The organism is Mesorhizobium sp. B1-1-6 (assembly GCF_006443035.1).
In the GTDB taxonomy this organism is placed as follows: Bacteria; Pseudomonadota; Alphaproteobacteria; order Rhizobiales; family Rhizobiaceae; genus Mesorhizobium.
The window spans coordinates 329,961-354,611 of the sequence record NZ_VFWR01000003.1 but is presented as its reverse complement, the minus strand read 5'-3'; the positions used below and the strand labels follow the sequence as shown (position 1 = coordinate 354,611).

Here is a 24,651-nt window from a genome sequence, read left to right as displayed (position 1 = left end):
CGTCTACGACGCGGCCTGGACAGGCAAGGGATCGGCATGACGCAACCCGTGGCGCAGAATACCACAATCAGGAACGTGCTTCTGGCCGGCATTCTGCTGATGCTGGCCGGCGACTTCCTGTTTGCACTCAACGACGCCATGGGCAAATGGCTGGTCGCCAGCTTTTCCGTCGGCCAGGTGGTTCTGATCAGGTCGATCGGCGCGTTTTTCGTGCTCGGTCCGATGATCGCCCACCAGGGCGCCGCCAAGCTGTTCCGCATGGAAAGGCCCGAATTGCAGGTCCTGCGCGTCATCATGACCACGCTCGATACCGGGCTCTTCTATGCCGCCGTCGTCTATCTGCCGCTTGCGGATGTGATGAGCTTCTATATGGCCGGGCCGATCTATGTGGCGGCACTCTCGCATCTCCTGCTTGGCGAGAAGGTCGGCTGGCGCCGCTGGATGGCGATCCTGCTCGGCTTCTGCGGCGTGCTGATCATGCTCAAGCCCTCCTCGGCGGCTTTCTCGCTGTCGTCGGGCTTCGCGCTGGCGGGCAGCATTGCCTTCGCTTTCGCCATCATCCTCAACCGGCGTTTGCGCGGCACCAGCGACACCAATCTGGTGACATGGCAGACCATCGGCACGCTGCTGGTCGGCGGCGCCCTGACCATCGGCGCCTGGCAGACGCCGTCGGCGCTCGATTTCGGCGCCATGCTGCTGCTCGGCATCGTCTCCTGCGGCGCCCATCTGATGATCACGCGGGCGCTCAAGCTGGCGCCGGCCTCGACGCTGGCGCCGCTGCACTACACGCTGCTTCTATGGGCGGTGGTCTTCGGGCTGGCGTTCTTCGGCGACGTTCCCGGCTCGCGCATCCTCATCGGCTCGGGCATCGTCGTGCTGGCTGGCCTGTTCATCTTCCACCGCCAGAAAGTGGTCGACACGACGGTGCCGCCTGAAAACGTGCCGAAGGGTGTGAATTAGCCCTCGCGGATCGCTGCCAGGTGCCGCGAAAATTCCGGCGTCTCCATCAGCGCCTTGCAGCGTGCGAAGCGGCCGTCGGCATAGGCCCGAAAATCGTCGACAGGATTGTGATTGGCGAGTTGGATCAGTCCCCACAGCGTCCACAACAGGTCGCACATCGCCTTGTAGATGACGATGCGGCCGCGCTCCGCCGGTTTCGCCTCGCCGCCGAAATAGGCGCGCATCATCTCCTCGTCCTGCGCGGCATCGAACTTGCCTTCGACGGAGAGGTCGCCAAGATCCCAGAGCGGATCGTTCATTCCTGAATATTCCCAGTCGACTATCCACATCCTGTCACCCGCATCGAGGAAATTCTCGCACAGCGGGTCGCAATGACAGGCGACGACGGGCAGCGGGTGGGCCGACAGCGCCGCGCGCACGCCACCGGCCTCGCGCACCACGTCATGATAGCCAGCGGGCAGGGCGACCTCATTGGTCGACAGCACCTTGAGATAGTCATCGATCATCGCGAACAGTTCGAAACGGAACGGAAACGCCGCACCGGACGAATGCAGCTTGCGGAAGGCCTCTCCCGCACGCGCCGGGCTGCCCGGCCGAACCCTGAATTTTTCCGGCGACATCGTCACGGCGCCGGCGACGAAGCGCGTCACCATCACGCCGGTGCCCGGATCGACATGTAGCACCTCGGGGCTGACGCCTGCCTTAGCCGCCTCGCGCGCCGCCACCGCCTCATTGGCGCGGTTGATATATTCCTCGGTGCCTTTGCCTGGAATGCGCAGGCAGAAGTCCCCGGCCTTGAAAACCAGGTTGGTGAGGCCGCCAAGCCGCTCCAGCGTCCCGTTATAGCCGGCCAGCATGGGAATGGCGGCAAGTTTTGTCCGTGCCTCGTCCATTGTCATGCCCGCTCCCCCGCTGTTATTTGTCGCAGAGACGGTTCCACAAAATTCGTGCTTTGGCTATCATTCGTGCGAGACCAATTTAGGGCATGGCGGACAGGACGAAAGTGACCGACAGCAAGCATAAGGGCGCGCTTGGCGCTGCCTACGCGGCCAAGCGCCCGAAAGACGTGGCGGCGCTCTATGACCGTTGGTCGCAGACCTACGACAGCGACATGTCGGCCGCCGGCTATCGTCATCCCACCATCTGCCTGGCCTTGCTGGCAAGGCATCTGCCGCGTGGCTCGGCCCCGCTGCTCGATGCCGGGGCCGGCACCGGGCTCATCGGCGAATGGCTCGACATTGCCGGCTATCCCGAGGTCGAGGCGCTCGACATCTCGCAAGGCATGCTGGATCAGGCAGAGCGCAAGGGCGTCTATTCGGCCCTGCATTGCCTGGCGCTTGGCGGGCCGCTGCCCTTTGCCGACAATGCCTATGCCGGGGTGATCTCGGCCGGCGTCTTTACCTCGGGCCATGTCGGTGCCGAAGGGCTGGACGAACTGATCCGCATCTGCCGGCCGGGCGGCGTGATCGTGCTGACGGTCAAGAATACGATCTGGGATCTGGGCTTTAACGCGCGGGTCGCGGAGCTGGAGGCGCAGGGGCTGGTCACCCGCATCGAGGAAACGCGCCCGTACGTCTCGATGCCGGGCGAGGCCGACACGGTGCCCAGCCGCTGCCTCGCCTTGCGTGTGAACTGATCAGGCTTTGATCCTGTTCCCGGCCGGATCATACATCGGCTCGAGATGGATCTTTGCCGGCGTGCGCTGCATCGCCACGACCAGCTCATAGCGGCCCGAGGCGAGAAAATCGTCGCTCACGCCGTCGGCATTGCGCACATAGCCGTAGCCGATGTTCTTCTCCACGGTGTAGCCATAGCCGCCGCTGCTGAGATAGCCGACCGGCTCGCCATTGCGCAGGATCGTCTCGCGCCCGACGAGCACGACGTCCTGATCGTCGACCGTGAAGCCGGCGAAACGCTTCTTCAATGGCCCGCCAGTGATTTTCTCCAAGGCGCGCCGCCCTACGAAATCCGTGTTCTTGCGAAGCTTCACCGCCCAGCCGAGGCCGGCTTCCAGCGGCGTGTCGTTGGGGGTGATATCGGAGCCCCAGGCGCGATAGCCCTTTTCCAGTCGCAGCGATTCCAGGGCCCGGTAGCCGACCGGGCGGATATCATGTTGCTTGCCTGCCGACATCAACGCGTCGAAGATCTCGCCGGTTGCGGAGATCGGCACGTGCAGCTCCCAGCCGAGTTCCCCGACATAGGTGACGCGCAACGCCCGCACGGTGTGGCCGGCAACGACAATCTCGCGGGCATGGCCGAATGGGAAACCGCTGTTGGAAACGTCGGCATCGGTCACGCCGGCCAGCACTTCGCGGGCGCGCGGTCCCATCAGCGACAGCGTGCCGAAATCCTCGGTGACGTCGGTGAGCGTGATGTCGAGCTCCTTTTCGACATGGTCGCTGATCCAGGACAAGTCATGGGTGCGGAAGCCCGTGCCGGTAACGATATAGAACCTGTCCTCGCCGAACCGCGACACGGTGAGATCGGCCTCTATGCCGCCGCGCGTGTTGAGAAGCTGCGTATAGGTCAGCCGGCCGGCCGGCTTGTTGACGTCATTGGCGCAGATCCAGTCCAGCGCCTTCGGCGCGTCGGGCCCGGTCAGTTCGTATTTGGCGAAGGACGACTGGTCGAAGATGCCGACCTTCTCGCGCACATGGCGATGTTCGTCGCCGACGGCTGAAAACCAGTTCTGCCGGCCCATGGAATAGACGTCACGCGGCTCGACGCCTTCGGGGGCGAACCAGTTCGGCCGCTCCCAGCCGAGCTTCGAACCGAACACGGCGCGATGCTGTTTCAGCCTGTTGTACAGTGGCGAAACGATGCGCGGCCGGCCGGAAATATACTCCTCATGTGGAAAGCCGATCGTGTAGTGCTTGCCATAGGCTTCCAGCGTGCGCTCGCGGACCCAGTGCCGGTCGCGGTGCAGGCTGGAAAAGCGCCTGATGTCGACGACCCACAGATCGAACGGCGCCTCGCCATCGACCACCCATTGCGCCAGCACCCAGCCGGCGCCGCCGCCCGAAGCGATGCCGAAGGCGTTGAAGCCGGCGCCGACGAACATGTTGGCGCATTCGGGCGCCACGCCGAGGATGAAATTGCCGTCCGGCGTGAAACTCTCGGCCCCGTTGATCATCTGCTTGACGCCGACGGTTTCCAGCGCCGGCACGCGCGCGATCGCCTGGCTCATATGCTGTTCGAAATGATCATAGTCGTCGTCGAACAGCCGGAACTCCCAGTCATTGGGCACGTCGCCTCCGGGGAGATCAGTCGTCCAGGCCTGCGGGTTTGGCTCATAGCCGCCCATCACCAGCCCGCCGACCTCTTCCTTGAAATAGGTGCGCCGGTCCGGGTCGCGGATGGTCGGGACATCGGTCGCTAGCTCGTCGATCTTCTCGGTGACGATAAATTGGTGCTTCACCGGCTGCAGCGGCACGTTGATGCCGGCCATGGCGCCAACCTGCCGTGCCCATTGTCCTGCGCAGTTCACCACCTTGTCGCAGGCGATGTCGCCCATGTTGGTCTTCACCGCAATGATGCGGCCGCCTTTGATCTCGAAGCCGGTGACGCGCACTTCCTCGTAAAGCCTTGCGCCATGCATGCGCGCGCCCTTGGCCAGCGACTGGGTGACGTCGGATGGGCTCGCCTGACCGTCGGTCGGCAGCCAGGAAGCGCCGACGAGATCGCCGGTTTCCATCAGCGGCCACATGTTCTTGACCTCCGCCGGCGACAGCAATTGCATGTCCATGCCAAAGCTCTTGGCTGTCGTCGCCAGCCTCTCGTACTCGGTCCAGCGGTCGGCATTGGTGGCAAGGCGCAGGCACCCGCTCATCTTCCAGCCGGTGGCAAGGCCGGTCTCGGCCTCCAGCCCCTTGTAGAGGTTGACCGAATATTTGAGCACGCGGGTGATCGAGGCCGACGAGCGCAGCTGCCCGACCAGGCCGGCGGCGTGCCAGGTCGAGCCCGAGGTCAGCTTGCCCTGTTCGAGCAGCACCACATCTGCCTTGTGGTCGCGGGCCAGATGGTAGGCCGTCGAGCAGCCGATAATGCCGCCGCCGATGACGACGATCGCTGCCTGGGTTGGCAAGGTCATGAATTCAGGTCCCGTATTTTGTCCGGTAGTTTTCCAGCGCGGCGTCGAGCCGCGTCAGGTTCTCTTCCGTGTAGGCGACGTAGTCGATGCCGGGCACGTCGAGGTAGAGTTCCGAAACCATGCTCCACATCGCCTCGCGCAGCAGGGAGGCGCATTGCATGGCCGCATGCGAGCGGCGGATCGCCTCATCCGGCTCCTTCATGAAATAAGCGGTCAGGAAGGCGAAGGATTCCTCGTCGCTCATGCCGGCGTTCGAGGCGACGCCGGCAAGGTCGAACATCGCGGTATTGAAGCCGGCATATTCGAAGTCGATCAGCCATAGCCTGCTGCCGTCGTCGAGAATATTCGCCGGCAAAAGATCATTGTGGCCGAACACGATCGGCAGCAGTTTCTGGGCGCGTTCGAGCTCGTCGGCCAGCATCAGCAGACGCGGCAGGTCGCTCGCCTTGCGGCTGCCGGCGTCCTCCAGCGTGCGCGCATAGTCGCGGATGACGTGGAACACCCAGAACATGAAGCCGGCACCGGAGACGTGGTTGGGCATCTCGCGGTGGAAGCCGCGCATCAGGGCGGCGACACGGCCGAGATTGGCGCGCACGTCCTCAGCCAGGCAGGTCTTGGCGCCGAGATACTCCGTCACGAGAATGCCGGGTTCGGCATGGCGGACCGCCGGCGCGAAACCGGCGGCATGCGCGGCGCGTGCGGTCATCACCTCACGCTCGCGAAAGACGTGGTGGAAGGGATAGTCCCTGCCGAAACGCACGACATGCCTCCCGGCGGCGTCCTTAACCCGATAATTGGCATTGCTCAGCCCGCCGGGCAGCGGCTCGATCTCGACGCTGCCTGTCCAGCAAGGCAGGGCGCGGATGCGGTCCTCGGCCGTCATGAATTCGCCCTTCGTACGGCAAGGCGCCGACGGGGCGGCGCCGCCGTGACGACCCGCCGTTTGTCCGGACGCTCGTTCTGGCAAAGACCTCGCCGGCGCGGCATTCGGGATCGGTATCCCGCGCCGCACCGACGAGCCCCACGTGCCGGGCTCTTCGAGGCCGGCATCCGCCCCCGCGGATGAGAAAATTCTTCCAGTCGCCCTCGCGTCAGGCAGTTTCCAGACCTTGGGGCACACAAATTCGGATCAGGCTCCGCTATCGCTTTTCCGTGGCAGTGCGAGCCTGACACGGCATCAGTGTCACGCCGGGTAAGCCACGTTGTCAACGAGATTCTGTGGCTTTTTCTGCTTTCCTGCCCGTATTCTTTCGAGATTCCTTGTAATATGCGGCAGATTTGCCATAGAAGCGGTCACTGCATCATGGCGCGACTGGAAATGACCCGATGAGCCATTCCAAGCGGCACGGCGAAATCCTGCGGTTTCTGCAGGAGGAAGGCACCGTCACCATTGCCAGCCTGGCCGACCGGCTGGGCGTTTCGCTGGAGACCGTGCGCCGCGACGTCAAGCCCCTCACCAGCGACGGCTCGCTCCTGAAGATGCATGGCGCCGTCGGCCTGCCGTCGACGATCGGCGAAGCGCCGTTCGAACGGCGCATGCGCGAGAACGCCGAGGCCAAGCGCCTCATCGCCCGCATGGTCGCCGCCACCATCCGCGACGGCGAATCGATCATGCTCGACACGGGAACGACCACCTCGTTCCTGGCGCGTGAACTGCTCGGCCATCGGCGGCTGACGGTCGTCACCAACTCATCCGACATCGCCCGCACGCTGGCCACCGTCAACGGCAACAAGGTCTACATGGCCGGCGGTGAGCTGCGCAGCGATTCCGGCGCCGCCTTCGGCGCCTCGGCCATCGACTTCGTCAGCCGCTTCTCGGTCAGCCATGCGGTGATCTCGACGGGTGCCGTCGATGCGGTGACGGGTGTCATGGATTACGATCTCGACGAGGCCGAGTTCGCCCGCATGGTGCTGTCGCGCGGCCAGCGTTCGCTCGTCGTCACCGATCATTCCAAGTTCGGGCGCCAAGGCCTGGTCCAGGTCTGCGGCTTCGATGGCTTTTCCGAGCTCGCCACCGACCGGCCGCCGCCGCGCGACATCGCTGCTGGCCTGGCGCAGGCCGGCGCGCGGCTCAGCGTCGCGGGCGAGGCAGCCTGAGCTAACCGAATACCAGCGACTGGTGGGCGCATATGCCGGCGAAGGCGCCGCCCGATACGGCGAAGGCGATGTTGTGCATCGCGCGTGACGCGTCCCCGGCGGCGTAGACGCCGGGAACCGTCGTCTGCTGCCTGTCATCGATTGATATCACCGGGCCAAGGGGACCGTCCGTGAAGCCGCAACCGAGCTGTTCGGCCATCGGGCTCGCCATGCTATTGCGCGGCGCGGTGAATATCGCGCGAACCCCGGCCTTTCGGCCGTCGTCGAGGATCACCGTCAAGCCGCCCGTGCCATCCTCCCGCAGTTCGGCGACCGCAGCGGGTTCGAACCTCACATTCTTGCCTTCCAGGGCAGACATCTGTTCGGCATCGGGCTCGATCAGGCGATTGCCGAACAGCGTGACGTCGCCCCAGTCGGCGATCAACTGCGCCTGATGCAGGGACATGGGCCCGGTCGCCAGCACGCCAAGCGGCCCGCCGGAAACCTCGTAGCCGTGGCAATAGGGGCAGTGCAGCACGGTCTTGCCCCACTGCTCGGCAAGCCCGGGAACTTCCGGCAGGATGTCGCGCACGCCGGTGGCCAGAACCAGCCGCGCGGCGCCAAAGGTCTCGCCGCCCTCTGTGCTGATTTCGAAGTCGCTGCTGCTATTGGCGACCGCCTTGTCCGCACGTCCGTTGACAAGGCGAGCCGTCGGATAGGCTAGCAACTGCCGTCTTGCCTCCTCCAGGATGGCGCCTGGCGTGCGCCCGTCCTGGCCGAGGAAGCCGTGCGAATGCGCGGCGAACCGATTTCGGGGCTGGCCGGCGTCGATCACCAGGACGTTGCGCCGGGCCCGGGCCGCCTGGATGGCAGCGGACAGGCCGGCAAAGCTGCCGCCGACGACGGCAAGATCATACTGCATGGCTGGAGACTCCGATGAGGTCGTAACGGCGGCGGAAGTCGGCGGTCAGGTCGGCCAGCGTGATACGGCTGAGCTTTTCCGCCAGCAGCTTCTCCGCCGCGATGCGAAAATCGTCGAGGACGGCGATGACGGCCTGCTCGACAAGGCAGCCGGGGCTCTCCGGCTCGGTGCCGAACGGCAGCAGCGTCTCGCCAAGCGCGGCGCTGATTTCGGCCAGCGAGATCTCGTCGGGCGGGCGCCCGAGCAGCCAGCCGCCGCCGTGTCCGCGTGACGAGGTGACGATGCCGGCATCCCGCAATCCGGCGATGGTGCGGCGCACCACGACCGGATTGGTATGGATGAAGGTGGCAAGCTGCTCCGAGGTCAGCGCCCGCTCGGGCTTCTCGGCCATGTGGACCAGAATGTGCAAGGTGGAAGACAGCCGGCTGTTGCGTTTCATGTAACTTATTTAGTTACGATTCTGGGGCCGTCAAGTTGCCGATCCGTTCCACTTCCCAGCGTCGTCTCCGCCGTGTTTAGTCCGGGCCATGGCTTTCACCATCCGCCAGTTGCAGTTCTTCATCGCCGTCGCCGAGCAGGGCACGGTGTCGGGTGCCGCGCAGAACCTCTCCATTTCGCAATCCTCGGTCACCGAAGCGATCAAGGAGCTCGAAGGCGACCTCGGCGTCGAATTGTTCGACCGCCATCCGCGCGGCCTCAACATCACCCACAAGGGCCACCAGTTCCTGCGTCATGCCACCAAGATCCTGGCCGATGTGTCCGATGCGCGCCGCGCCTTCCTCGGCGAGCAGGCGACAGCGGGCGGCAGGCTGCAGCTCGGCGTCACCTCGCTGGTCGCCGGCTATGTGCTGTCGGACCTGCTTGCCCGCTACCGCCGTGCCTATCCCGGCGTCGAGGTCTCGGCAATCGAGGACAATGGCGACTATCTCGAGCATCTGCTGATCGGCGGCAAGCTGGACATCGCGGTCATGGTCACGTCCAATCTGCGCGACCGAACCGCGCTGCAATCCGAAATCCTCGAAGTCTCGGCTTACCGCCTGTGGCTGCCGCTCGGGCATCCGCTCGCCGGCGCCGACATCATCGGCATCGGCGACATCGCTTCGGAGCCGCTGATCATGCTGACCGTCGACGAGATCGAGGAGAACACCGGCAAGCTGCTGACGGCAATCGGCGCCAAGCCGCATGTCGCCTTCCGCACCCGTTCGGTCGAAGCGGTGCGCAGCCTTGTCGCCACCGGCGCGGGCGTGGCGCTGCTGCCCGACCTCGTCTACCGGCCGTGGTCGCTGGAAGGCGACCGCATCGAATCGCGCGACGTCTCCGGTGCCCTACCCGTCGTCCAGGTCGGGATGGTCTGGCGCCGCGGCTCCGGCCTGCCGCAGGCTGCGCGCGATTTCATCGGCCTGGCGCAGTCGCAGCGCATGGTTCGCCAGCGCCCCGACAAGAACGGCCGCTGATCTATCGGAAAAACCGATATCCCCCTTCTGATAAATGAATTTGCGAAACCGGGATTTTCACAGCAACTTCGCTTCAGGGAACAAGCCGCCGCCGAAGCGCGGGCCCTATCAATGGGAGATCGACGATGAATTCATTCCTGAAGTCATGCACTGCATTGACGGTCGCGCTGACCTTCTCCGGCCAGGCCATCGCTCAGGTCACGGAACTCGGCAAAGGTGAAGGCGAGGTCAATATCGTCGCCTGGCCGGGCTATATCGAGCGTGGCGAAACCGACAAGGGCTATGACTGGGTAACCGCCTTCGAGAAGGAAAGCGGCTGCAAGGTCAACGTCAAGACCGCCAACACGTCGGACGAGATGGTCTCGCTGATGAACGAGGGCGGCTTCGACCTCGTCACCGCTTCGGGCGATGCATCGCTGCGCCTCGTTGCCGGCAAGCGCGTGCAGCCGATCAATACCGATCTCATCCCGAGTTGGAAGACGGTCGACGACCGCATCAAGGACGCCCCCTGGTTCACCGTCGACAAGGTGCATTACGGCGTTCCCTACCAGTGGGGGCCGAACGTGCTGATGTACAATACCGATGTCTTCAAGGAAGCGCCCAAGAGCTGGAACATCGTCTTCGAGGAGATGAAGCTGCCGGACGGCAAGTCCAACAAGGGCCGCGTCCAGGCCTATGACGGCCCGATCCACATTGCCGATGCCGCCAACTACCTGATGTTCCACAAGCCGGAGCTCGGCATCAAGGACCCCTATGAGTTGAACGAGGACCAGTACAAGGCCGCGCTTGAGTTGCTGCGCGTCCAGCGCACGCTGGTCGGCCGCTACTGGCACGACGCCGCCATCCAGGTCGACGATTTCCAGAACGAAGGCGTGGTTGCCTCCGGCTCGTGGCCATACCAGGTCAACACGCTGATCGCGGCCAAGAAGCCCATAGCCTCGACCGTGCCGGAGGAAGGCGTCACCGGCTGGGCCGACACCACCATGATGGAAGCCGACGCGGCACATCCGAACTGCGCCTATATGTGGCTCGAACACTCGCTTTCGCCCAAGGTGCAGGGCGACGTCTCGGCCTGGTTCGGCTCGCTGCCGGTCGTCCCCGCCGCCTGCAAGGGCAACGAGCTGCTGACCGACGAAGGCTGCAAGACCAACGGCTACGAAAATTTCGACAAGATCAAGTTCTGGAAGACGCCGGTGACCAAATGCGCCACCCAGAACGACCAGTGCGTGCCCTATTACCGCTGGGTGTCGGACTATATCGGCGTCATCGGCGGGCGGTGACCTAGCCTTACTTTGCCGAAGCCGGCGCCGCCCCTCACCCTTACCCTCTCCCCGTGAAGAACGGGGAGAGGGTATCGCCAGCGTTGGCGCGCGTCCCTTTCCCTGTCCTTCACGGGGAGAAGGTGCCGGCAGGCGGATGAGGGGCGGCGCCGCCTGAGATCGATGAGCCCGGCAGATCAGGACACTCCATGACCTCAGCCGTTTCCTTTCAAAAAGTCTCGCGCCATTTCGGCAGCGTGCGCGCCGTCGACACGGTCGACCTCGAAATCGTGCCTGGCGAGTTCTTCGCCATGCTCGGGCCGTCGGGCTCCGGCAAGACGACCTGCCTGCGCCTCATTGCCGGCTTCGAGCAGCCGACGGCGGGTTCGATTTCGATCTTCGGCGAGCGCGCCGAGGGTGTTCCGCCCTATCGCCGCAACGTCAACACCGTCTTCCAGGACTATGCGCTGTTCCCGCATCTCGATGTGCTCGACAATGTCGCCTATGGTTTGATGGTCAAGGGCGTCGGCAAAGCCGGGCGGCACAAGGCAGCGGAAGAGGCGCTGTCGCTGGTCAGGCTGCCCGGCTACGGCGCCCGCCGCCCCGGCCAGCTTTCCGGCGGTCAGCGCCAGCGCGTCGCGCTGGCCCGCGCACTGGTCAACCAGCCCAAGGTGCTGCTGCTCGACGAGCCGCTCGGCGCGCTCGACCTCAAATTGCGCGAGAACATGCAGGAAGAGCTGAAGTCGCTGCAAAAGGCGCTCGGCATAACGTTCGTCTTCGTCACCCACGATCAGGGCGAGGCGCTGTCGATGGCCGATCGCGTCGCCGTCTTCAACGACGGCAGGATCATGCAGATCGGCACGCCGGAAGATATCTACCAGCGGCCGAGCACTCGCTTCGTCGCCGATTTCGTCGGTTCCTCCAACGTGCTGCCGCCGGATTTCGTCCAGCGTTATTGCGGCCAGCGCGGCTGGGGCAGCCTGCGCCCCGAATCCATCCGCGTCGGCCGCGCGGCGAGCGGCGAGGGCGTCGCCGCGCGCCTCGTCTCAACTAACTATCTCGGGGCGACCACCAGGCTGGCGCTCGATGCCGACGGTCTGAAATTGCACGCCATCGTGCCTGCCGGCACGGCCTTGCCCAGGGAAGGCGAGGCGGTGGTGCTCACCTTCAACCGCGAGAGCCTGCATTTGATGGACGAGCCGGTGTGATGAAGGCTTGCGCGAAGCACCCCCCTCTGTCCTGCCGGACATCTCCCCCTCAAGGGGGGAGATTGGCTGCCCTTTCGGGTTTCGCCAATTTCCAACGTCGCAGAATTGGCGAGGCCGAGAAATTGCCAATCTCCCCCCGTGAGGGGGAGATGTCCGGCAGGACAGAGGGGGGCGACGCAGAACGCGGCCTCTCATATAATTCTCTTCAGCACACGGCGGCCCCATGACCATTGCCGCGCTCAACCCCAGCCCAGCCCCTGCCATCCTGCCCGGCAGCGGCGGCATACGCGGCGCGCTCTCCGACCTCTTCTGGCGCAGGCCGCAACTGCTCCTTCTGCTTATGCTGCTGCCGCCGGTCCTGTGGCTCGGCATCGTCTACATCGGCTCGTTGTTCGCTCTTTTGGCGCAGAGCTTTTTCTCGATCGACGAGTTCTCCGGCCTCATCAATCGTGAGTTCACGTTGAAGACCTATGGCGACCTGTTGCAGGCCGCCAATCTCGACATCATCCTGCGCACGGTGACGATGGCGGCCCTGGTGACCCTGGCCTCGGCCGTCGTCGCTTTCCCCATCGCCTACTACGCGGCGCGCTATGCGCGCGGCCGCTGGAAGGCGCTGTTCTATCTCGGCGTCATGCTGCCGCTGTGGTCGAGCTACCTGGTCAAGATCTACGCCTGGAAACTGATCCTGGCCAAGGAAGGCATTCTCACCTGGCTGCTCGCCAAGCTGAACCTGTTGTGGTTGCTCGATGCGTGGCTGTCGCTGCCGGTCGTCGGCGGCAACTCGCTGTCGGTGTCCTTCACCGGCACCTTCATCGTCTTCGTCTATGTCTGGCTGCCCTTCATGATCCTGCCGGTGCAGGCAGCCCTCGAGCGCGTGCCCGGCAATTTGGTCGAGGCCTCTTCCGATCTCGGTGCCTCGCCAGGCCAGACCTTCCGCAATGTGCTGTTCCCGCTGGCGCTGCCGGGGATCGTCGCCGGCTCGATCTTCACCTTTTCGCTGACATTGGGCGACTACATCATCCCGCAGATCATCGGCACGTCGCGCCTGTTCATCGGCCAGGCCGTTTATTCGCAGCAAGGCACGGCCGGCAACATCCCGCTCGCCGCCGCCTTCACGGTGGTGCCGATCGTCATCATGGGCTTCTATCTCTGGGGCGCCAAGCGCATGGGGGCCTTCGATGCGCTCTGACCGTGCCCAATCGGCTCCGCTTGGCCTGAAGATCGCTGCGGCCTGCGGCCTGCTGTTCCTGCATCTACCGATCCTGCTGATCTTCGTCTATGCCTTCACGACCGAAGAGAAGAGCTTCGTCTGGCCGCCGCCGGGGCTCACCACGCAGTGGTTCGCCGTCACCTGGAACCGGCCGGACGTGTGGCAAGCGCTGTCGCTCTCGGTGCGCGTCGCCGCCATCTCGACGGCCATCGCGCTGGTTCTCGGCACGCTGTGCGCCGCCGCGGTGTCACGGACGAAATTCTTCGGCCGTGAAACCATTTCGCTGCTGGTCATCCTGCCGATCGCGCTGCCCGGCATCATCACCGGCATTGCGCTGCGTTCGGCTTTCGCGCTGGCCGACATTCCGTTCTCGTTCTGGACAATCGTGCTCGGCCACGCCACCTTCTGCGTGGTTGTCGTCTACAACAATGCCGTTGCCCGCTTCCGCCGCACCTCGGGCTCGATGATCGAGGCCTCGATGGATCTCGGCGCGGATGGTTTCCAGACCTTCCGGCATATCGTGTTGCCCAACATCGCCACGGCGCTGCTTGCCGGCGGCATGCTGGCCTTCGCGCTGTCGTTCGACGAGGTCATCGTCACCACCTTCACCGCCGGCCAGCAGCAGACGATGCCGATCTGGATGCTTGAAGAACTGATCCGCCCGCGCCAGCGCCCGGTCACCAATGTCGTGGCGATGGTGGTGGTGCTGGTGACGCTGCTGCCGATCCTCGCCGCCTACTACCTGACCCGCGACGGCGACCAGATCGCCGGCAGCGGGAAATGAAAACAGCGAATAGGGAATAGCGGGTAGCACTATTCGCATTCGCTCCTCTTCAAGGAGAAACCAATGGACACCCAGATGCTGATCGGCTCGAAGTTCGAGAAAGGCACCGAGACCGAGGAGTCGGTCCTCAATCCGAAGACCGGGGCGACCATTCTCAATCTCCCCGAGGCGAGCCCGGCGCAGATCGAGGCGGCGGTGGCGGCTGCCGGGAAGGCGTTCACGGCTTGGTCGCGTACCACGCCCGCGCAGCGCTCGGGCTATCTCCTTAAGATCGCCGACCGCATAGAGGCCGAAGCCAGGGAATTCGCGGCGCTCGAGGCGCTGAACTGCGGCAAGCCGATCAATGCCGTGCTCAATGATGAAATCCCGGCGATCGTCGACTGCTACCGTTTCTTCGCCGGCGCCGTCCGCTCCATGCCAGGCCAGGTAGCCGGCGAATACCTGCCGGGCCACACCTCGATGGTCCGGCGCGATCCGATCGGCATCGTCGCTTCCATCGCGCCGTGGAATTACCCGTTGATGATGATGGCCTGGAAGCTGGCGCCGGCGATCGGCGGCGGCAATACGGTCGTCTTCAAACCGTCGGAACAGACGCCGCTGACGGCGCTGAAACTGGCGAAGATCCTGGCCGAAATCCTGCCCGAAGGGGTCGTCAATGTCGTGCTCGGACGCGGCGACAGCGTCGGCAATACGCTGATCAACCATCCCAAGGTCAACATGATCTCGATCACCGGCGATGTCGCCACCGGCAAGAAGGTGCTGCAGGCGGCCGCCAAGTCGGTCAAGCGCACGCATCTGGAACTCGGCGGCAAGGCCCCGGTCATCGTCTTCGATGATGCCGACCTCGGCGCCGTGGTCAACGGCCTGCGCGCTTTCGGCTACTACAATGCCGGCCAGGACTGCACCGCCGCCTGCCGCATCTATGCCGGCAAGAAGGTCTACGACAAGCTCGTCGCCGATCTCTCCTCGGCCGTGTCGACCATCAAGTACAATCTGCCGGACGATGCCGAGAACGAGATCGGCCCGCTGATCTCGCGCCGCCAACGCGACCGTGTCTCGAGCTTCGTCGAGCGCGCCTCGGAATTGAAGCACATCGAGATCACCACCGGCGGCAAGCCGGGCGAGGGCACCGGCTTCTACTACCAGCCGACCGTCGTCGCCGGCGCCTTGCAGGAGGACGAGATCGTGCGCCGCGAAGTCTTCGGCCCGGTGGTCTCGGTCACCCGTTTCACGGAAGTCGACGAGGCGGTGAACTGGGCCAATGACAGCGATTATGGGCTGGCATCGTCGGTGTGGACCAGGGACGTCTCGCGCGCCATGGCGACGGCCGCTCGCCTGCAATATGGCTGCACCTGGATCAACACCCACTTCATGCTGACCAACGAGATGCCGCATGGCGGGCTGAAGCAGTCCGGTTACGGCAAGGACATGTCGCTCTACGCGCTGGAGGATTATACCGCCGTGCGCCATGTGATGGTGGCGCACGGGTAATCTGTCTCCTTCCGGCAAAGGCAGATCTTATATGGCTGTGGCCGGCGCCGGCGACCCCGCTTGAGAGGGTCGTCAGCGCCATTCCACTTCGCGATTGCGCTGCATTTGACAGGCACGGCCGCCGAACGGCATCAGCGGCGAGACCCCGGCACTACGCGGCCGTCCGGCCCGGCATCGCCGATGTCGCAGGCTTGATGTTCAGGTTGACCCGGAAGACATTGGATGGGTCGTAGGTTCGCTTAACCTGGCTCAGCCGCTCGTAATTTCCGCCATAGCTCGCCTGCAAGCGCGCGTCTCCTTCATCGTCCATCATGAAGTTCACGTAGCCGCCCTCGCCATTATGGGGATGGACGCTCGCCCAGTAATTCCGTGCCCACGCGGTCAGGTCGGCGGCTTTGCCCGGATCGGGGTCGATGGCGGCGATGACCATCGACCAGCTTGCGTCACGCGCGTTCCAGGCGGTCTCGTCCTTGCCGACGCGGCGGACGGCGCCGTCAATCGGGTATAGATGCATAAGCGACAATTCGCTGGGCGCCTGGGCGGCCTGGGCGATATGGGTCGCGATCGCTTCGTCGGGAAGCGACTTGACGAAATCGCCCTTCCAGTACCATTGCAGGCCTTTCGGAAGGAGCGGGTCGAATAGCGACTGCATCGCCGGGAACGGCATTACGCCCATCCAGTTGAACATTGGCGGCGGCAAGGTGTCCAGCAGCGGCGCCATGGCCTTGCGCCCGTCCTCCTCCGTGCCGTTGTAGCACGAGATGATGGCACAGGCGCGCTTGCCCCAATGCTCGCGCGGGAAAGGATCGCTCGAAGGGACGGATTTGAGGCCGACGAAAGCGCCGAGGTCTTCCGGCGCTTCCGGCAGGTAGTCGCGATAGGTACGCATGACCGCCGACGCGTGCCTGGCGTCCCAGAACACCGGACCGCCGAAGATCATGTTCACCGGATGAGCCTGGAACAGGAAGCTGGTTACCACGCCAAAATTGCCGCCGCCGCCCCGGAGCGCCCAGAACAGGTCGGGATTCTCGCTTTTGCTGGCCTTCGCCATGCTGCCATCGGCCAGCACCAGATCGGCCTCGATCAGATTATCGATGGTGAGGCCGTATTTGCGCGTGAGATAGCCGGTTCCTCCACCGAGGGTAAGGCCGGCGACGCCCGTGGTCGAAACGATGCCGAACGGAACGGCGAGCGCGAAAGGATGGGTGGCGTGGTCCACGTCGCCCGAAGTGCAGCCGGGCGCGACCCTCACGGTGCGGGTTTTCGGGTCGACATGGACGCCTTTCATCATCGACAGGTCGATGACGAGACCGTTGTCGCAAATCCCCAATCCCGCGCCGTTGTGGCCGCCGCTGCGCACGGCGATGAGGAGGTCGTTTATGCGCGCGAACCTTACAGCGGCGATCACGTCGGCGACATCGACGCAGCGTGCAATCAGCGCCGGACTCTTGTCGATCATGCCGTTGTAGACCTTGCGGGCCTCCTCATAGCCGGCTTCGCCGCGCAGGATCAGCTCTCCGCGCAAGCCTTCACGCAGTTTTGCATAGGTTTCGTCGGTCATCGGTTTCCTCCCTGATCGCGCCCGCGCCATATGGTTTCGACGCGACGATTTATCTTGTTGCTTTGCTTGTGCCGTCCATCCGTCGGGTGCGCAGGATGGTGCAGGAGAGCACATTGCACCGATCCGGCTCCTCGCTGCTTCGCCCGAAAGGGCCAGTGGGGAAATGGCCCGGGAGAGCCATAGCGGGCAGGCGGAAGCCGTCATGGTAGCGAAAGCGCGTCGCGTCGAAAGGGACCGATGCGGCGCGCTTCAGATCGTTGTTCTATGGGCACCTTTGGGCGACATGCATTATTCGACGATGCGGAAAATCTGCCAGAGGCTGGTGCCCGACACGACGTAAGGCTCGATCTCCTTGCCCCATTTGGCATGCGCGTCGATCTTGCCGATCCTGGCGAAGAACTCTTCCAACTGGGCCAGGCTTTCGACCTGGTGGTGAGATTCGACCGTCGCCTCCCGCGCGCCGATCGAACCCGTCATGATCTGGAACTTCAGGTCGGCGACGCCGACCTGCGAACCGATCTCGGATTCCCATTTCCGCATGAGGTCGAGCACGGTCTGCTTGTGTCCGAACCTGGCGTCGATCTGCCATCTGGCGCTGAACATGTTTTCCTCCTCCGAAGATGCGGCTGATGCCGCTTACTCGTCCCAGGCCTGCACGACCGTCTGCCGTGCAATCCGCCCGCCCTTGAGTTCCAGCATCGCCGCACAGAACACCTTGGTCCCGTCCGGGTAGGCGCAGGCTTGCGTGAAGGCGAGATTGTCGCCATCGGCAATGGTGGTATCGACCTTGTGGGTCATTGCCCGGCTGCAGATGTCGTCCCAGAATGTGCTGATCGCCGCTCGGCCGCGGATCTCGCGCGGCTTGCTCGGCGGATTATTGCGGTCGACGACCCGCAACACCGCATCGTCGGCGTAAAAGCTCGACAGCATCTGTCCGTCGCGCCCTTCGATGGCTTTCTTGATTGCCGCGCCGTCAACGGTCTGTGTCTTGGTCAGCATTTCGTCCTCCATGGGCCCGTCTTCCCGATCGGGCGGTTGATGAGCAAAGTGCTGCCCGGCGGTCATCGCCGTGCAGCGATAGTGTCACTGCGACTTGGCCTTCACGGCCGCGAACACGTCGTCGGTCTGCTTCTTGAAGGCTGTGAGGTCGACCTGGCTGCCGTTGAGCATCGTCGACCAGTGGCGAACGATCGCCGCCATCGCCACCGCTTCCTTGATCTCCTCGTCGGTCGCGCCGTTGAGCTTGGCGGCCTCGGTGTGGAAGTAGACGCAGTACTGGCAAGGAATCTGCGAGGCGACGGCAAGCCCGATGAGTTCCTTGGTCTTGCCGTCGAGTGCGGTCTTGGGGTTGAGCTGCATCGACTTTATCTCGGCCCAGGCACCGGCGACCGCCACGTCAGGCAAAGTCCTGAACATGTCCGGTACGGAGCCGAGCGTGGCCTCTATGTCCTTGTATGCTGCCGTCGCCGAGGCATCCTCGGCCCGCGCCGGAGCCAGGGCCAGCAAGGCGCCGACGCCGGCCGCGATGACGAGCAATCTGGTCTTGCGACTTGATTTCACCATTTCATCCTCCCTTCGCAGTACCGTCACGGCGATATCGCCTGGCCTGCATGGGAAGAATTGATAATCCCCGACGCCATCGGCCGCTTCGCCCGAAAGCGCCATGGCCTTTATGGCCCGTGCGGGCCAGGGTTCCGTGCCGAAAACGCGGCCGCCGCCGCCCGCGACGGCAGGTCGAGCTTGAGCAATATGTTGGCGACGTGACGCTTGACCGTATGCTCGCTGAGGTTGAGCTCGGCGGCGATCGCGGCATTGCTTTTGCCGTCGGCGATCAGGCTCACCACCTCGCTTTCGCGCGCCGTCAGCGCGGCCGGTTCGGCAGGCCTGGGCTTGGATCGGCAGGCGGGTTCCAGATGCTGCTCGGACGTCGCAAGAACAAACGCCAACGGCTCGTCCAACTCGTCGAGCGCAATGCGTCCGCCATCGATGAAGTGTAGGCCGGAGCCGGTCGCCAGGTCGGAAACCAGCCGCGACGCCAGGATCTCGCCGCGGCTGGCATGGGCCGCAAGTTGTATGGTCACGCGTGCAGTCAAGCCGACCGGCGGTCCGCGCATCTCGATCTCGCCGACATGCACGCCCTGTGCACTGGCCACACCGATCTCCTGCGCCGCTTCGCGCAATGCCGCCGCGCAGCGTATGGCGCGCGCCGGACCGTCGAAGCGCGAGATCATCAGCTCGCCATGCGTGCCTGCGACACGTCCGCCATGGCGCCCCACCAGCAATCGCCAGGTCTCCTGGAATCGCTGGCTGCGCTCGCTCCACATGCGATCGCCGAGGCGCGCCGTATCGTAGATACGCGTCACCAGCAATGCGGCGAGCACGCGCTCGCTGTCGGCCACGGCCGGCTCGCCGGTCAGGAATTCCTCGATCAGGTCGGCGACCCGGTCGACATCACCGGTCCACACCGGGTGGTCGCGCCCGGGGATTTCGACAAGCCGGGCGTTCGGGATTTTCCGGGCGAGAAAGCGGCTGGCATCGGGATCGACGCGCGCGTCGTTGCGGCGGTGGATCAGCAGCGTCGGCGCGCTGATCGCCGAGAGTATGCCGCGCACGTCTATGCCGGCATTCATGCGCGCCAGCGCCGCCGCCGCCGTTGGACTTGCCGACAGCCGCTCGAATCGCGACCACCAGGCGGCAAAGTGACTGTCTTCGACGCGGCCGGGCGCAAAATGCGGCAAGGTGGCGCCTGTGCCCCAGGCGGTTTCCGTCGTCGCGATGAATGCCTCCAGCCGTTCCGGCGGCATTACCCATCGGTGGAAATGGGCATAGCCGCCATAGAGCGCCAGGGCGCGCGTCCGCTCCGGATACGTGGCGGCGAACAGCATGGCCATCGGAGCGCCTTCCGAGGCGCCGAGCAGGGCCGCGCGGCCGCTGCCGGCCGCGTCCATCACCGCACGCACGTCGTCCATGCGCGTTTCGAGGCTGGGGAGATGGTTGGCATCGACGCGGTCGGACAGGCCGGTGCCGCGCTTGTCGAACAGGATCAGCCTTGAGAAGGCGGAAAGCCGTTTCAGCAGCCTGCTATAGCCTTCATCCTCCCAATGCAGGTCGAGATTGGAGATGAAGCCCGGCACGAAGACGAGATCGAACGCGCCTTGGCCGACCACCTGATAGGCGATCCGCACATCGCCGCTACGGGCGTATCGGGTCTCGATCGGCCTCACGAGTTGTTCCGCCCGGCCTGGCGATTTCGGATCGCTGACCATAGCAGAGCTGCGTCGCGTGCGGCAGCTTAAACTTTAGCGGAAGGAAATATAAGCGGACGCGAACCAATGGCTATTTTTGCGAGACGGCTACGTCGCCTGGGGGAAGCTTGAGCCCGAGCTTCAGATCGGCCTCGGCGGGCGAGACCGGCCGCTTGATCCTGGTCGAGGCAGCCACGACGAGTTCATCGAAGCCGTCGCCGCCGCTGTCCAGCATCTCGAAGAACTGACGCCGCATCCTCGGCTCCCAGAATTTGTTGATATGCTCGGCCACCCCGGCCACGCCTTCTTCGCGCGGCCTGGAGTGGAAAAAGGCCGCGATCTGGTTGGCCATCCGCACCAGCTTCTCGCTGGTGCTCATGATGTGGTCTTCGTCATGCGACATGTTTGGCAACTCCGCGAACCACCCGGTCCGGATGGGTGAAAATATCGAAATCGTCGCCGCGAACCAAGGCCACCAGCGTCATGCCGGCCTGTTCGGCGGTGCGGACGGCGAGCGCGGTCGGCGCAGAGACGGCAATGATGAAGGGCGAGCCGATCGTCGCCGTCTTCTGCACCATCTCGACGGAGACGCGCGACGTCACCACCACCGCGCCGGTCGCGCCGTCGATGCCGGCCTTGGCCAATGCGCCGGCCAGCTTGTCCAGTGCGTTGTGACGGCCGACATCCTCGCGCGCAATGACGGTGCCCTTGCCGGGGATATAGAAGCCGGCGGCGTGCACCGCGCCCGTCTCGCTGTGCAGCGGCTGCATCTTGGCGAGAAGCTTGACGGAACGGACGATGTCGCCGGCATCAAGCGTAAGTTTAGACGCACCAACTGTATCGACCGAGCGCATCGCTTCCTCGATGGATTCGATGCCGCACAGCCCGCAGCCAACCGGTCCGGCGAGCCTGCGCCGCCGCGCCTCGAAGCGCGTGTTGGCCTGGTCCTTCAGTCGAATCTGGATGTCGATGCCGGCGCCGAGATCCTCGACCTCGATCGCCTCGATTTCGTCGGATGAAGCGATGATGCCTTCGGTCAGCGAGAAACCGAGCGCGAAATCCTTCAAATCGGCCGGGCTCGCCATCATCACCGCGTGCGTCGTGCCGGCAAAGGAGAACGCCACCGGCGTTTCTTCCGGCACCATGCGGCGGGCCGCTGCCGTGCCGCTGGCGCGATGGGCTAGGCGGGAGGTCTGGGAAATGGCGGCACGCTTCACGCAGCACCGCCTGTCCTGCTGGACATTTCGTCGAGGAAGCAAAGGGATTTGCCAGCCTTAAACGGCATTTGCTCTCGGAGGGCTTCCCCCACTCCGTCGCTGCTACGCAGCGCCACCTCTCCCCCCTCCGGAGGGAGAGGAAGGAAGCCAGCTGACGCACGCTCGCGCCTTTCCTCTCCCCCGTCGATCGGGGGAGAGGTGTCGAGCGAAGCTCGACGGAGTGGGGGTCGACCTGCCGTCAAGATTTTGTCTCTATACTACTCCGCCGCTTCCAGCGGGGCGATGCGGCGGCTGTTGCGCGCCTGCTCGTCATAGTTGCGTTGCCATTCCGATGGTCCGTTGGAGGCACCGACCTGCACCGCCGTCACCTTATATTCCGGACAGTTGGTCGCCCAGTCCGAAAAGTCCGTGGTGATGACGTTGGCCTGCGTGTCGGGATGGTGGAAGGTCGTATAGACCACGCCCGGTGACACCCTGTCGGTGATCTGCGCGCGCAGCGTCGTCTCGCCGGAGCGGCTGGTCAGCCGCACCCAGTCGCCGTCGCGCAAACCGCGGTTCTCGGCGTCGTGCGGATGGATCTCCAGCCGGTCCTCGGAGTGCCACATGATATTGTCGGTGCGCCGCGTTTGCGCGCCGACATTGTACTGCGACAGGATCCGGCCGGTGGTCAAAAGCAGCGGGAAGCGCGGCCCGGTTCGCTCGTCCGTCGCCACATATTCGGTGCGGATGAACTTGCCCTTGCCGCGCACAAAGCCGTCGACATGCATGACCGGGGTGCCGAGAGGGGCCTTCTCATTGCAGGGCCACTGCACCGATCCGAGGCGGTCGAGCAACTCGAAGGAGACGCCGGAGAAGCTCGGCGTCGTCTTGGCGATTTCGTCCATGATCTCGGACGGATGCGCATAGTTCCAGTCCAGCCCGACGGAACGGGCAAGCTCCTGCGTCGCTTCCCAATCGGCGTAACGCGCCTTCGGTTCCAGCACCTTGCGCACCATGTTGATGCGGCGCTCGGCATTGGTGAAGGTGCCGTCCTTCTCAAGGAAGGTCGAGCCCGGCAGGAACACATGCGCGTAGTTCGCCGTCTCGTTGAGGAAAAGGTCGTGCACGACCACGCATTCCATCGCGGCCAGTCCGGCGGCGACATGCTTGGTGTCGGGATCGGACTGCAGGATGTCCTCGCCCTGGATGTAGATGCCCTTGAAGGAGCCGTCGACGGCGGCATCCAGCATGTTGGGGATACGCAGGCCGGGTTCGTCGTCCAGCTTCACGCCCCACAGGCTTTCATAGATGTCGCGCACCGCGTCGCCCGAGACATGGCGATAGCCTGGCAGTTCGTGCGGGAAGGAGCCCATGTCGCACGAGCCCTGCACGTTGTTCTGGCCGCGCAGCGGGTTCACGCCGACGCCCGGGCGACCGATATTGCCGGTGGCCATAGCGAGATTGGCAATCGCCATCACCGTGGTCGAGCCCTGGCTGTGCTCGGTGACGCCGAGGCCGTAGTAGATCGCCCCGTTGCCGCCCTTGGCGTAGAGACGTGCCGCACCGCGGATCAGTTCGGGATCGACGCCGGACAGCTTGCCGACGGTTTCGGGGCTGTTCTCCGGCAGGGCGACGAAGGACGCCCAGTCCTGGAATTCCGTCCAGTCGCAGCGCTCGCGGACGAAGGCCTCGTCGAACAGGCCTTCGGTGACGATGACATGTGCGAGCGCCGTCAGCACGGCGACATTGGTGCCGGGCTTCAGCGGCAGGTGGTAGTCGGCTTCGATATGCGCCGACTTGACCATCTCGGTGCGGCGCGGGTCGAGCACGATCAGCTTGGCCCCCTGGCGCAGCCGCTTCTTCAGCCGCGAGGCGAACACCGGGTGTGCGGAAGCCGGATTGGCGCCGATGATGACGGCGACGTCGGTGAATTCGACGGAATCGAAATCCTGCGTGCCGGCCGAGGTGCCGTAGGTCTGGCCGAGCCCGTAGCCGGTCGGCGAATGGCAGACGCGCGCGCAGGTATCGACATTGTTGTTGCGGAAGCCCTGGCGCACCAGCTTCTGGACCAGATAGGTCTCCTCATTGGTGCAACGCGACGAGGTGATGCCGCCGATCGCCGTACGTCCGTACTGGTACTGGATGCGGCGGAACTCCTTGGCCGTGTGGGCGATCGCCTCCTCCCAACTCACTTCGCGCCAGGGATCGCTGACCTTCTCGCGGATCATCGGCGACAGGATGCGGTCCTTGTGAGTGGCATAGCCATAGGCGAAGCGGCCCTTCACGCAGGAATGGCCGTGATTGGCCTTGCCCTCCTTGTAGGGCATCATGCGGATGACCTCGTCGTCCTTCACTTCGGCCTTGAACGAGCAGCCGACGCCGCAATAGGCGCAGGTGGTGACGGCCGAGCGTTCCGGCAGGCCCTTGGCGAGCACTGTCTTCTCGCGCAGCGCATCGGTCGGGCAGGCCTGCACGCAGGCGCCGCAGGACACGCATTCGGAAGCGATGAAATCCTCGTGCATGCCGGCGACCATGCGCGATTCGAAGCCGCGGCCCTCGATCGTCAGCGCGAAGGTGCCCTGCACCTCTTCGCAGGCCCGCACGCAACGCGAACAGACGATGCATTGCGCCGGATCATAGGTGAAATACGGATTGGATTCGTCACGCGCGACGTAGTCGACGGCCAGCGAGCCGTGGCCGGGCGCGACGCCATCCTCCTTGACGTGATTGCGGCCTTCGACGCCGTAGCGGTTCTCGGTCAGGCCAACCGACTTCGCCACCGCGTCGAACTCACTGGCGCCGGTGCCGGCCTTCTCGTTCCAGCCCACCGGATGGTCGGAGACATAGAGCTCCATGACGCCGCGGCGAATGGCGTCGAGCCGTTCCGACCGCGTGCGCACCACCATGCCTTCGCCGACAGGCGTCGTGCAGGACGCCGGCGTGCCGCCGCGCCCTTCGATCTCGACCAGGCAAACGCGGCAGGAACCGAACGAGTCCAGCATGTCCGTGGCGCATAGCTTCGGGATCTCGACCCCGCTTTCCATCGCGGCGCGCATGATCGACGTGCCTTCCGGCACGCTGATGCTGCGGCCGTCGACGGTCAGCGTGATCCGCTTCTCAGCCTTCGATTGCGGAGTTCCGTAATCGATCTCTTCGATAAGCGTCGGGAAGTCGGCCTTGATGTTCATCTGCCAG

At 64.5% G+C, this 24,651-nt stretch carries 22 protein-coding genes; 9 read left to right on the top strand and 13 right to left on the bottom strand.

Features of this window, described 5'->3' with window-relative positions:
* Nucleotides 1-36 precede the first annotated feature (36 nt).
* Nucleotides 37-960, top strand: coding sequence for a DMT family transporter (locus tag FJ979_RS08335; RefSeq protein WP_140580517.1), 924 nt, complete (start codon nt 37-39; stop codon nt 958-960).
* Here FJ979_RS08335 and FJ979_RS08330 read toward each other — a convergent pair.
* Nucleotides 957-1,859: a phosphotransferase family protein gene (locus FJ979_RS08330; protein ID WP_140580516.1), complete on the bottom strand. Its 903-nt coding sequence runs from the start codon at nt 1,857-1,859 to the stop codon at nt 957-959. The two genes, FJ979_RS08335 and FJ979_RS08330, sit on opposite strands and share 4 nt — an antisense overlap.
* 104 nt (nt 1,860-1,963) lie before the next feature.
* Between FJ979_RS08330 and FJ979_RS08325 the strand changes: the two genes are divergently transcribed.
* A complete protein-coding gene (locus FJ979_RS08325; protein ID WP_181181775.1) occupies nt 1,964-2,596 on the top strand; it encodes a class I SAM-dependent methyltransferase in 633 nt (210 codons plus the stop codon).
* Here FJ979_RS08325 and FJ979_RS08320 read toward each other — a convergent pair whose 3' ends face one another.
* Nucleotides 2,597-5,050, bottom strand: a complete 2,454-nt coding sequence (locus FJ979_RS08320) for an FAD-dependent oxidoreductase (protein ID WP_140580512.1) — start codon at nt 5,048-5,050, stop codon at nt 2,597-2,599.
* A 4-nt stretch (nt 5,051-5,054) separates the two neighbouring features.
* Nucleotides 5,055-5,933 carry a phosphotransferase family protein gene (locus FJ979_RS08315; RefSeq protein ID WP_140497071.1) on the bottom strand — a complete coding sequence of 293 codons (879 nt, stop codon included), beginning with the start codon at nt 5,931-5,933 and terminating at the stop codon, nt 5,055-5,057.
* Between the two features lie 443 nt (nt 5,934-6,376).
* Between FJ979_RS08315 and FJ979_RS08310 the strand changes: the two genes are divergently transcribed.
* Nucleotides 6,377-7,147: a DeoR/GlpR family DNA-binding transcription regulator gene (locus FJ979_RS08310; protein WP_140497069.1), complete on the top strand. Its 771-nt coding sequence runs from the start codon at nt 6,377-6,379 to the stop codon at nt 7,145-7,147.
* 1 nt (nt 7,148) lies between these two features.
* Here the strand turns inward: FJ979_RS08310 and FJ979_RS08305 are convergent, their stop codons facing one another.
* Both FJ979_RS08305 and FJ979_RS08300 read right to left on the bottom strand, forming a co-directional pair.
* The gene (locus FJ979_RS08305) at nt 7,149-8,048 is read right to left on the bottom strand and encodes an NAD(P)/FAD-dependent oxidoreductase (RefSeq protein ID WP_140580510.1); all 900 of its coding nucleotides are present in this window, start codon (nt 8,046-8,048) and stop codon (nt 7,149-7,151) included.
* A complete protein-coding gene (locus FJ979_RS08300) occupies nt 8,038-8,487 on the bottom strand; it encodes an Rrf2 family transcriptional regulator (protein ID WP_140513008.1) in 450 nt (149 codons plus the stop codon). The genes FJ979_RS08305 and FJ979_RS08300 overlap by 11 nt, the downstream gene beginning before the upstream one ends.
* An 88-nt stretch (nt 8,488-8,575) precedes the next feature.
* Here FJ979_RS08300 and FJ979_RS08295 point away from each other — a divergent pair, with 88 nt between their 5' ends.
* The 6 genes from FJ979_RS08295 (at nt 8,576) to FJ979_RS08270 (ending at nt 15,454) form a co-directional block, all read left to right on the top strand.
* On the top strand, nt 8,576-9,502 hold the full coding sequence (locus FJ979_RS08295) for a LysR substrate-binding domain-containing protein (protein WP_027023699.1): 927 nt from the start codon (nt 8,576-8,578) through the stop codon (nt 9,500-9,502).
* 125 nt (nt 9,503-9,627) lie between these two features.
* The gene (locus FJ979_RS08290) at nt 9,628-10,782 is read left to right on the top strand and encodes an ABC transporter substrate-binding protein (RefSeq protein WP_140559728.1); all 1,155 of its coding nucleotides are present in this window, start codon (nt 9,628-9,630) and stop codon (nt 10,780-10,782) included.
* A gap of 188 nt (nt 10,783-10,970) precedes the next feature.
* Nucleotides 10,971-11,969 carry an ABC transporter ATP-binding protein gene (locus FJ979_RS08285; protein WP_140580508.1) on the top strand — a complete coding sequence of 333 codons (999 nt, stop codon included), beginning with the start codon at nt 10,971-10,973 and terminating at the stop codon, nt 11,967-11,969.
* A 223-nt stretch (nt 11,970-12,192) separates the two neighbouring features.
* Nucleotides 12,193-13,158 (top strand): ABC transporter permease, encoded by a 966-nt coding sequence (locus FJ979_RS08280; RefSeq protein ID WP_140497058.1) that lies wholly within the window; start codon nt 12,193-12,195, stop codon nt 13,156-13,158.
* Nucleotides 13,148-13,963, top strand: a complete 816-nt coding sequence (locus FJ979_RS08275; protein ID WP_140556820.1) for an ABC transporter permease — start codon at nt 13,148-13,150, stop codon at nt 13,961-13,963. Before FJ979_RS08280 ends, FJ979_RS08275 begins: the two co-directional genes overlap by 11 nt.
* Nucleotides 13,964-14,026: 63 nt before the next feature.
* Nucleotides 14,027-15,454, top strand: a complete 1,428-nt coding sequence (locus FJ979_RS08270; RefSeq protein WP_140580506.1) for a gamma-aminobutyraldehyde dehydrogenase — start codon at nt 14,027-14,029, stop codon at nt 15,452-15,454.
* 151 nt (nt 15,455-15,605) lie between these two features.
* Here the strand turns inward: FJ979_RS08270 and FJ979_RS08265 are convergent, their stop codons facing one another.
* The 8 genes from FJ979_RS08265 to fdhF form a co-directional block, all read right to left on the bottom strand.
* Nucleotides 15,606-17,015 (bottom strand): FAD-binding oxidoreductase, encoded by a 1,410-nt coding sequence (locus FJ979_RS08265; RefSeq protein WP_140580504.1) that lies wholly within the window; start codon nt 17,013-17,015, stop codon nt 15,606-15,608.
* 288 nt (nt 17,016-17,303) lie between these two features.
* A complete protein-coding gene (locus FJ979_RS08260; RefSeq protein WP_140580502.1) occupies nt 17,304-17,618 on the bottom strand; it encodes a hypothetical protein in 315 nt (104 codons plus the stop codon).
* 33 nt (nt 17,619-17,651) lie between these two features.
* Nucleotides 17,652-18,080, bottom strand: coding sequence for a nuclear transport factor 2 family protein (locus FJ979_RS08255; protein WP_224518980.1), 429 nt, complete (start codon nt 18,078-18,080; stop codon nt 17,652-17,654).
* 18 nt (nt 18,081-18,098) lie between these two features.
* Entirely contained in the window at nt 18,099-18,578 is a 480-nt protein-coding gene (locus FJ979_RS08250; RefSeq protein WP_140580500.1) for a carboxymuconolactone decarboxylase family protein, read from the bottom strand.
* Between the two features lie 107 nt (nt 18,579-18,685).
* Nucleotides 18,686-20,239, bottom strand: coding sequence for an alpha/beta fold hydrolase (locus FJ979_RS08245; protein ID WP_140497048.1), 1,554 nt, complete (start codon nt 20,237-20,239; stop codon nt 18,686-18,688).
* A 112-nt stretch (nt 20,240-20,351) separates the two neighbouring features.
* Nucleotides 20,352-20,663 (bottom strand): formate dehydrogenase subunit delta, encoded by a 312-nt coding sequence (locus FJ979_RS08240; RefSeq protein WP_140559723.1) that lies wholly within the window; start codon nt 20,661-20,663, stop codon nt 20,352-20,354.
* The gene (gene fdhD / locus FJ979_RS08235; protein WP_140580499.1) at nt 20,653-21,477 is read right to left on the bottom strand and encodes a formate dehydrogenase accessory sulfurtransferase FdhD; all 825 of its coding nucleotides are present in this window, start codon (nt 21,475-21,477) and stop codon (nt 20,653-20,655) included. Before fdhD ends, FJ979_RS08240 begins: the two co-directional genes overlap by 11 nt.
* A gap of 257 nt (nt 21,478-21,734) precedes the next feature.
* The gene (gene fdhF / locus FJ979_RS08230; RefSeq protein WP_140580497.1) at nt 21,735-24,644 is read right to left on the bottom strand and encodes a formate dehydrogenase subunit alpha; all 2,910 of its coding nucleotides are present in this window, start codon (nt 24,642-24,644) and stop codon (nt 21,735-21,737) included.
* Between the last annotated feature and the right edge of the window lie 7 nt (nt 24,645-24,651).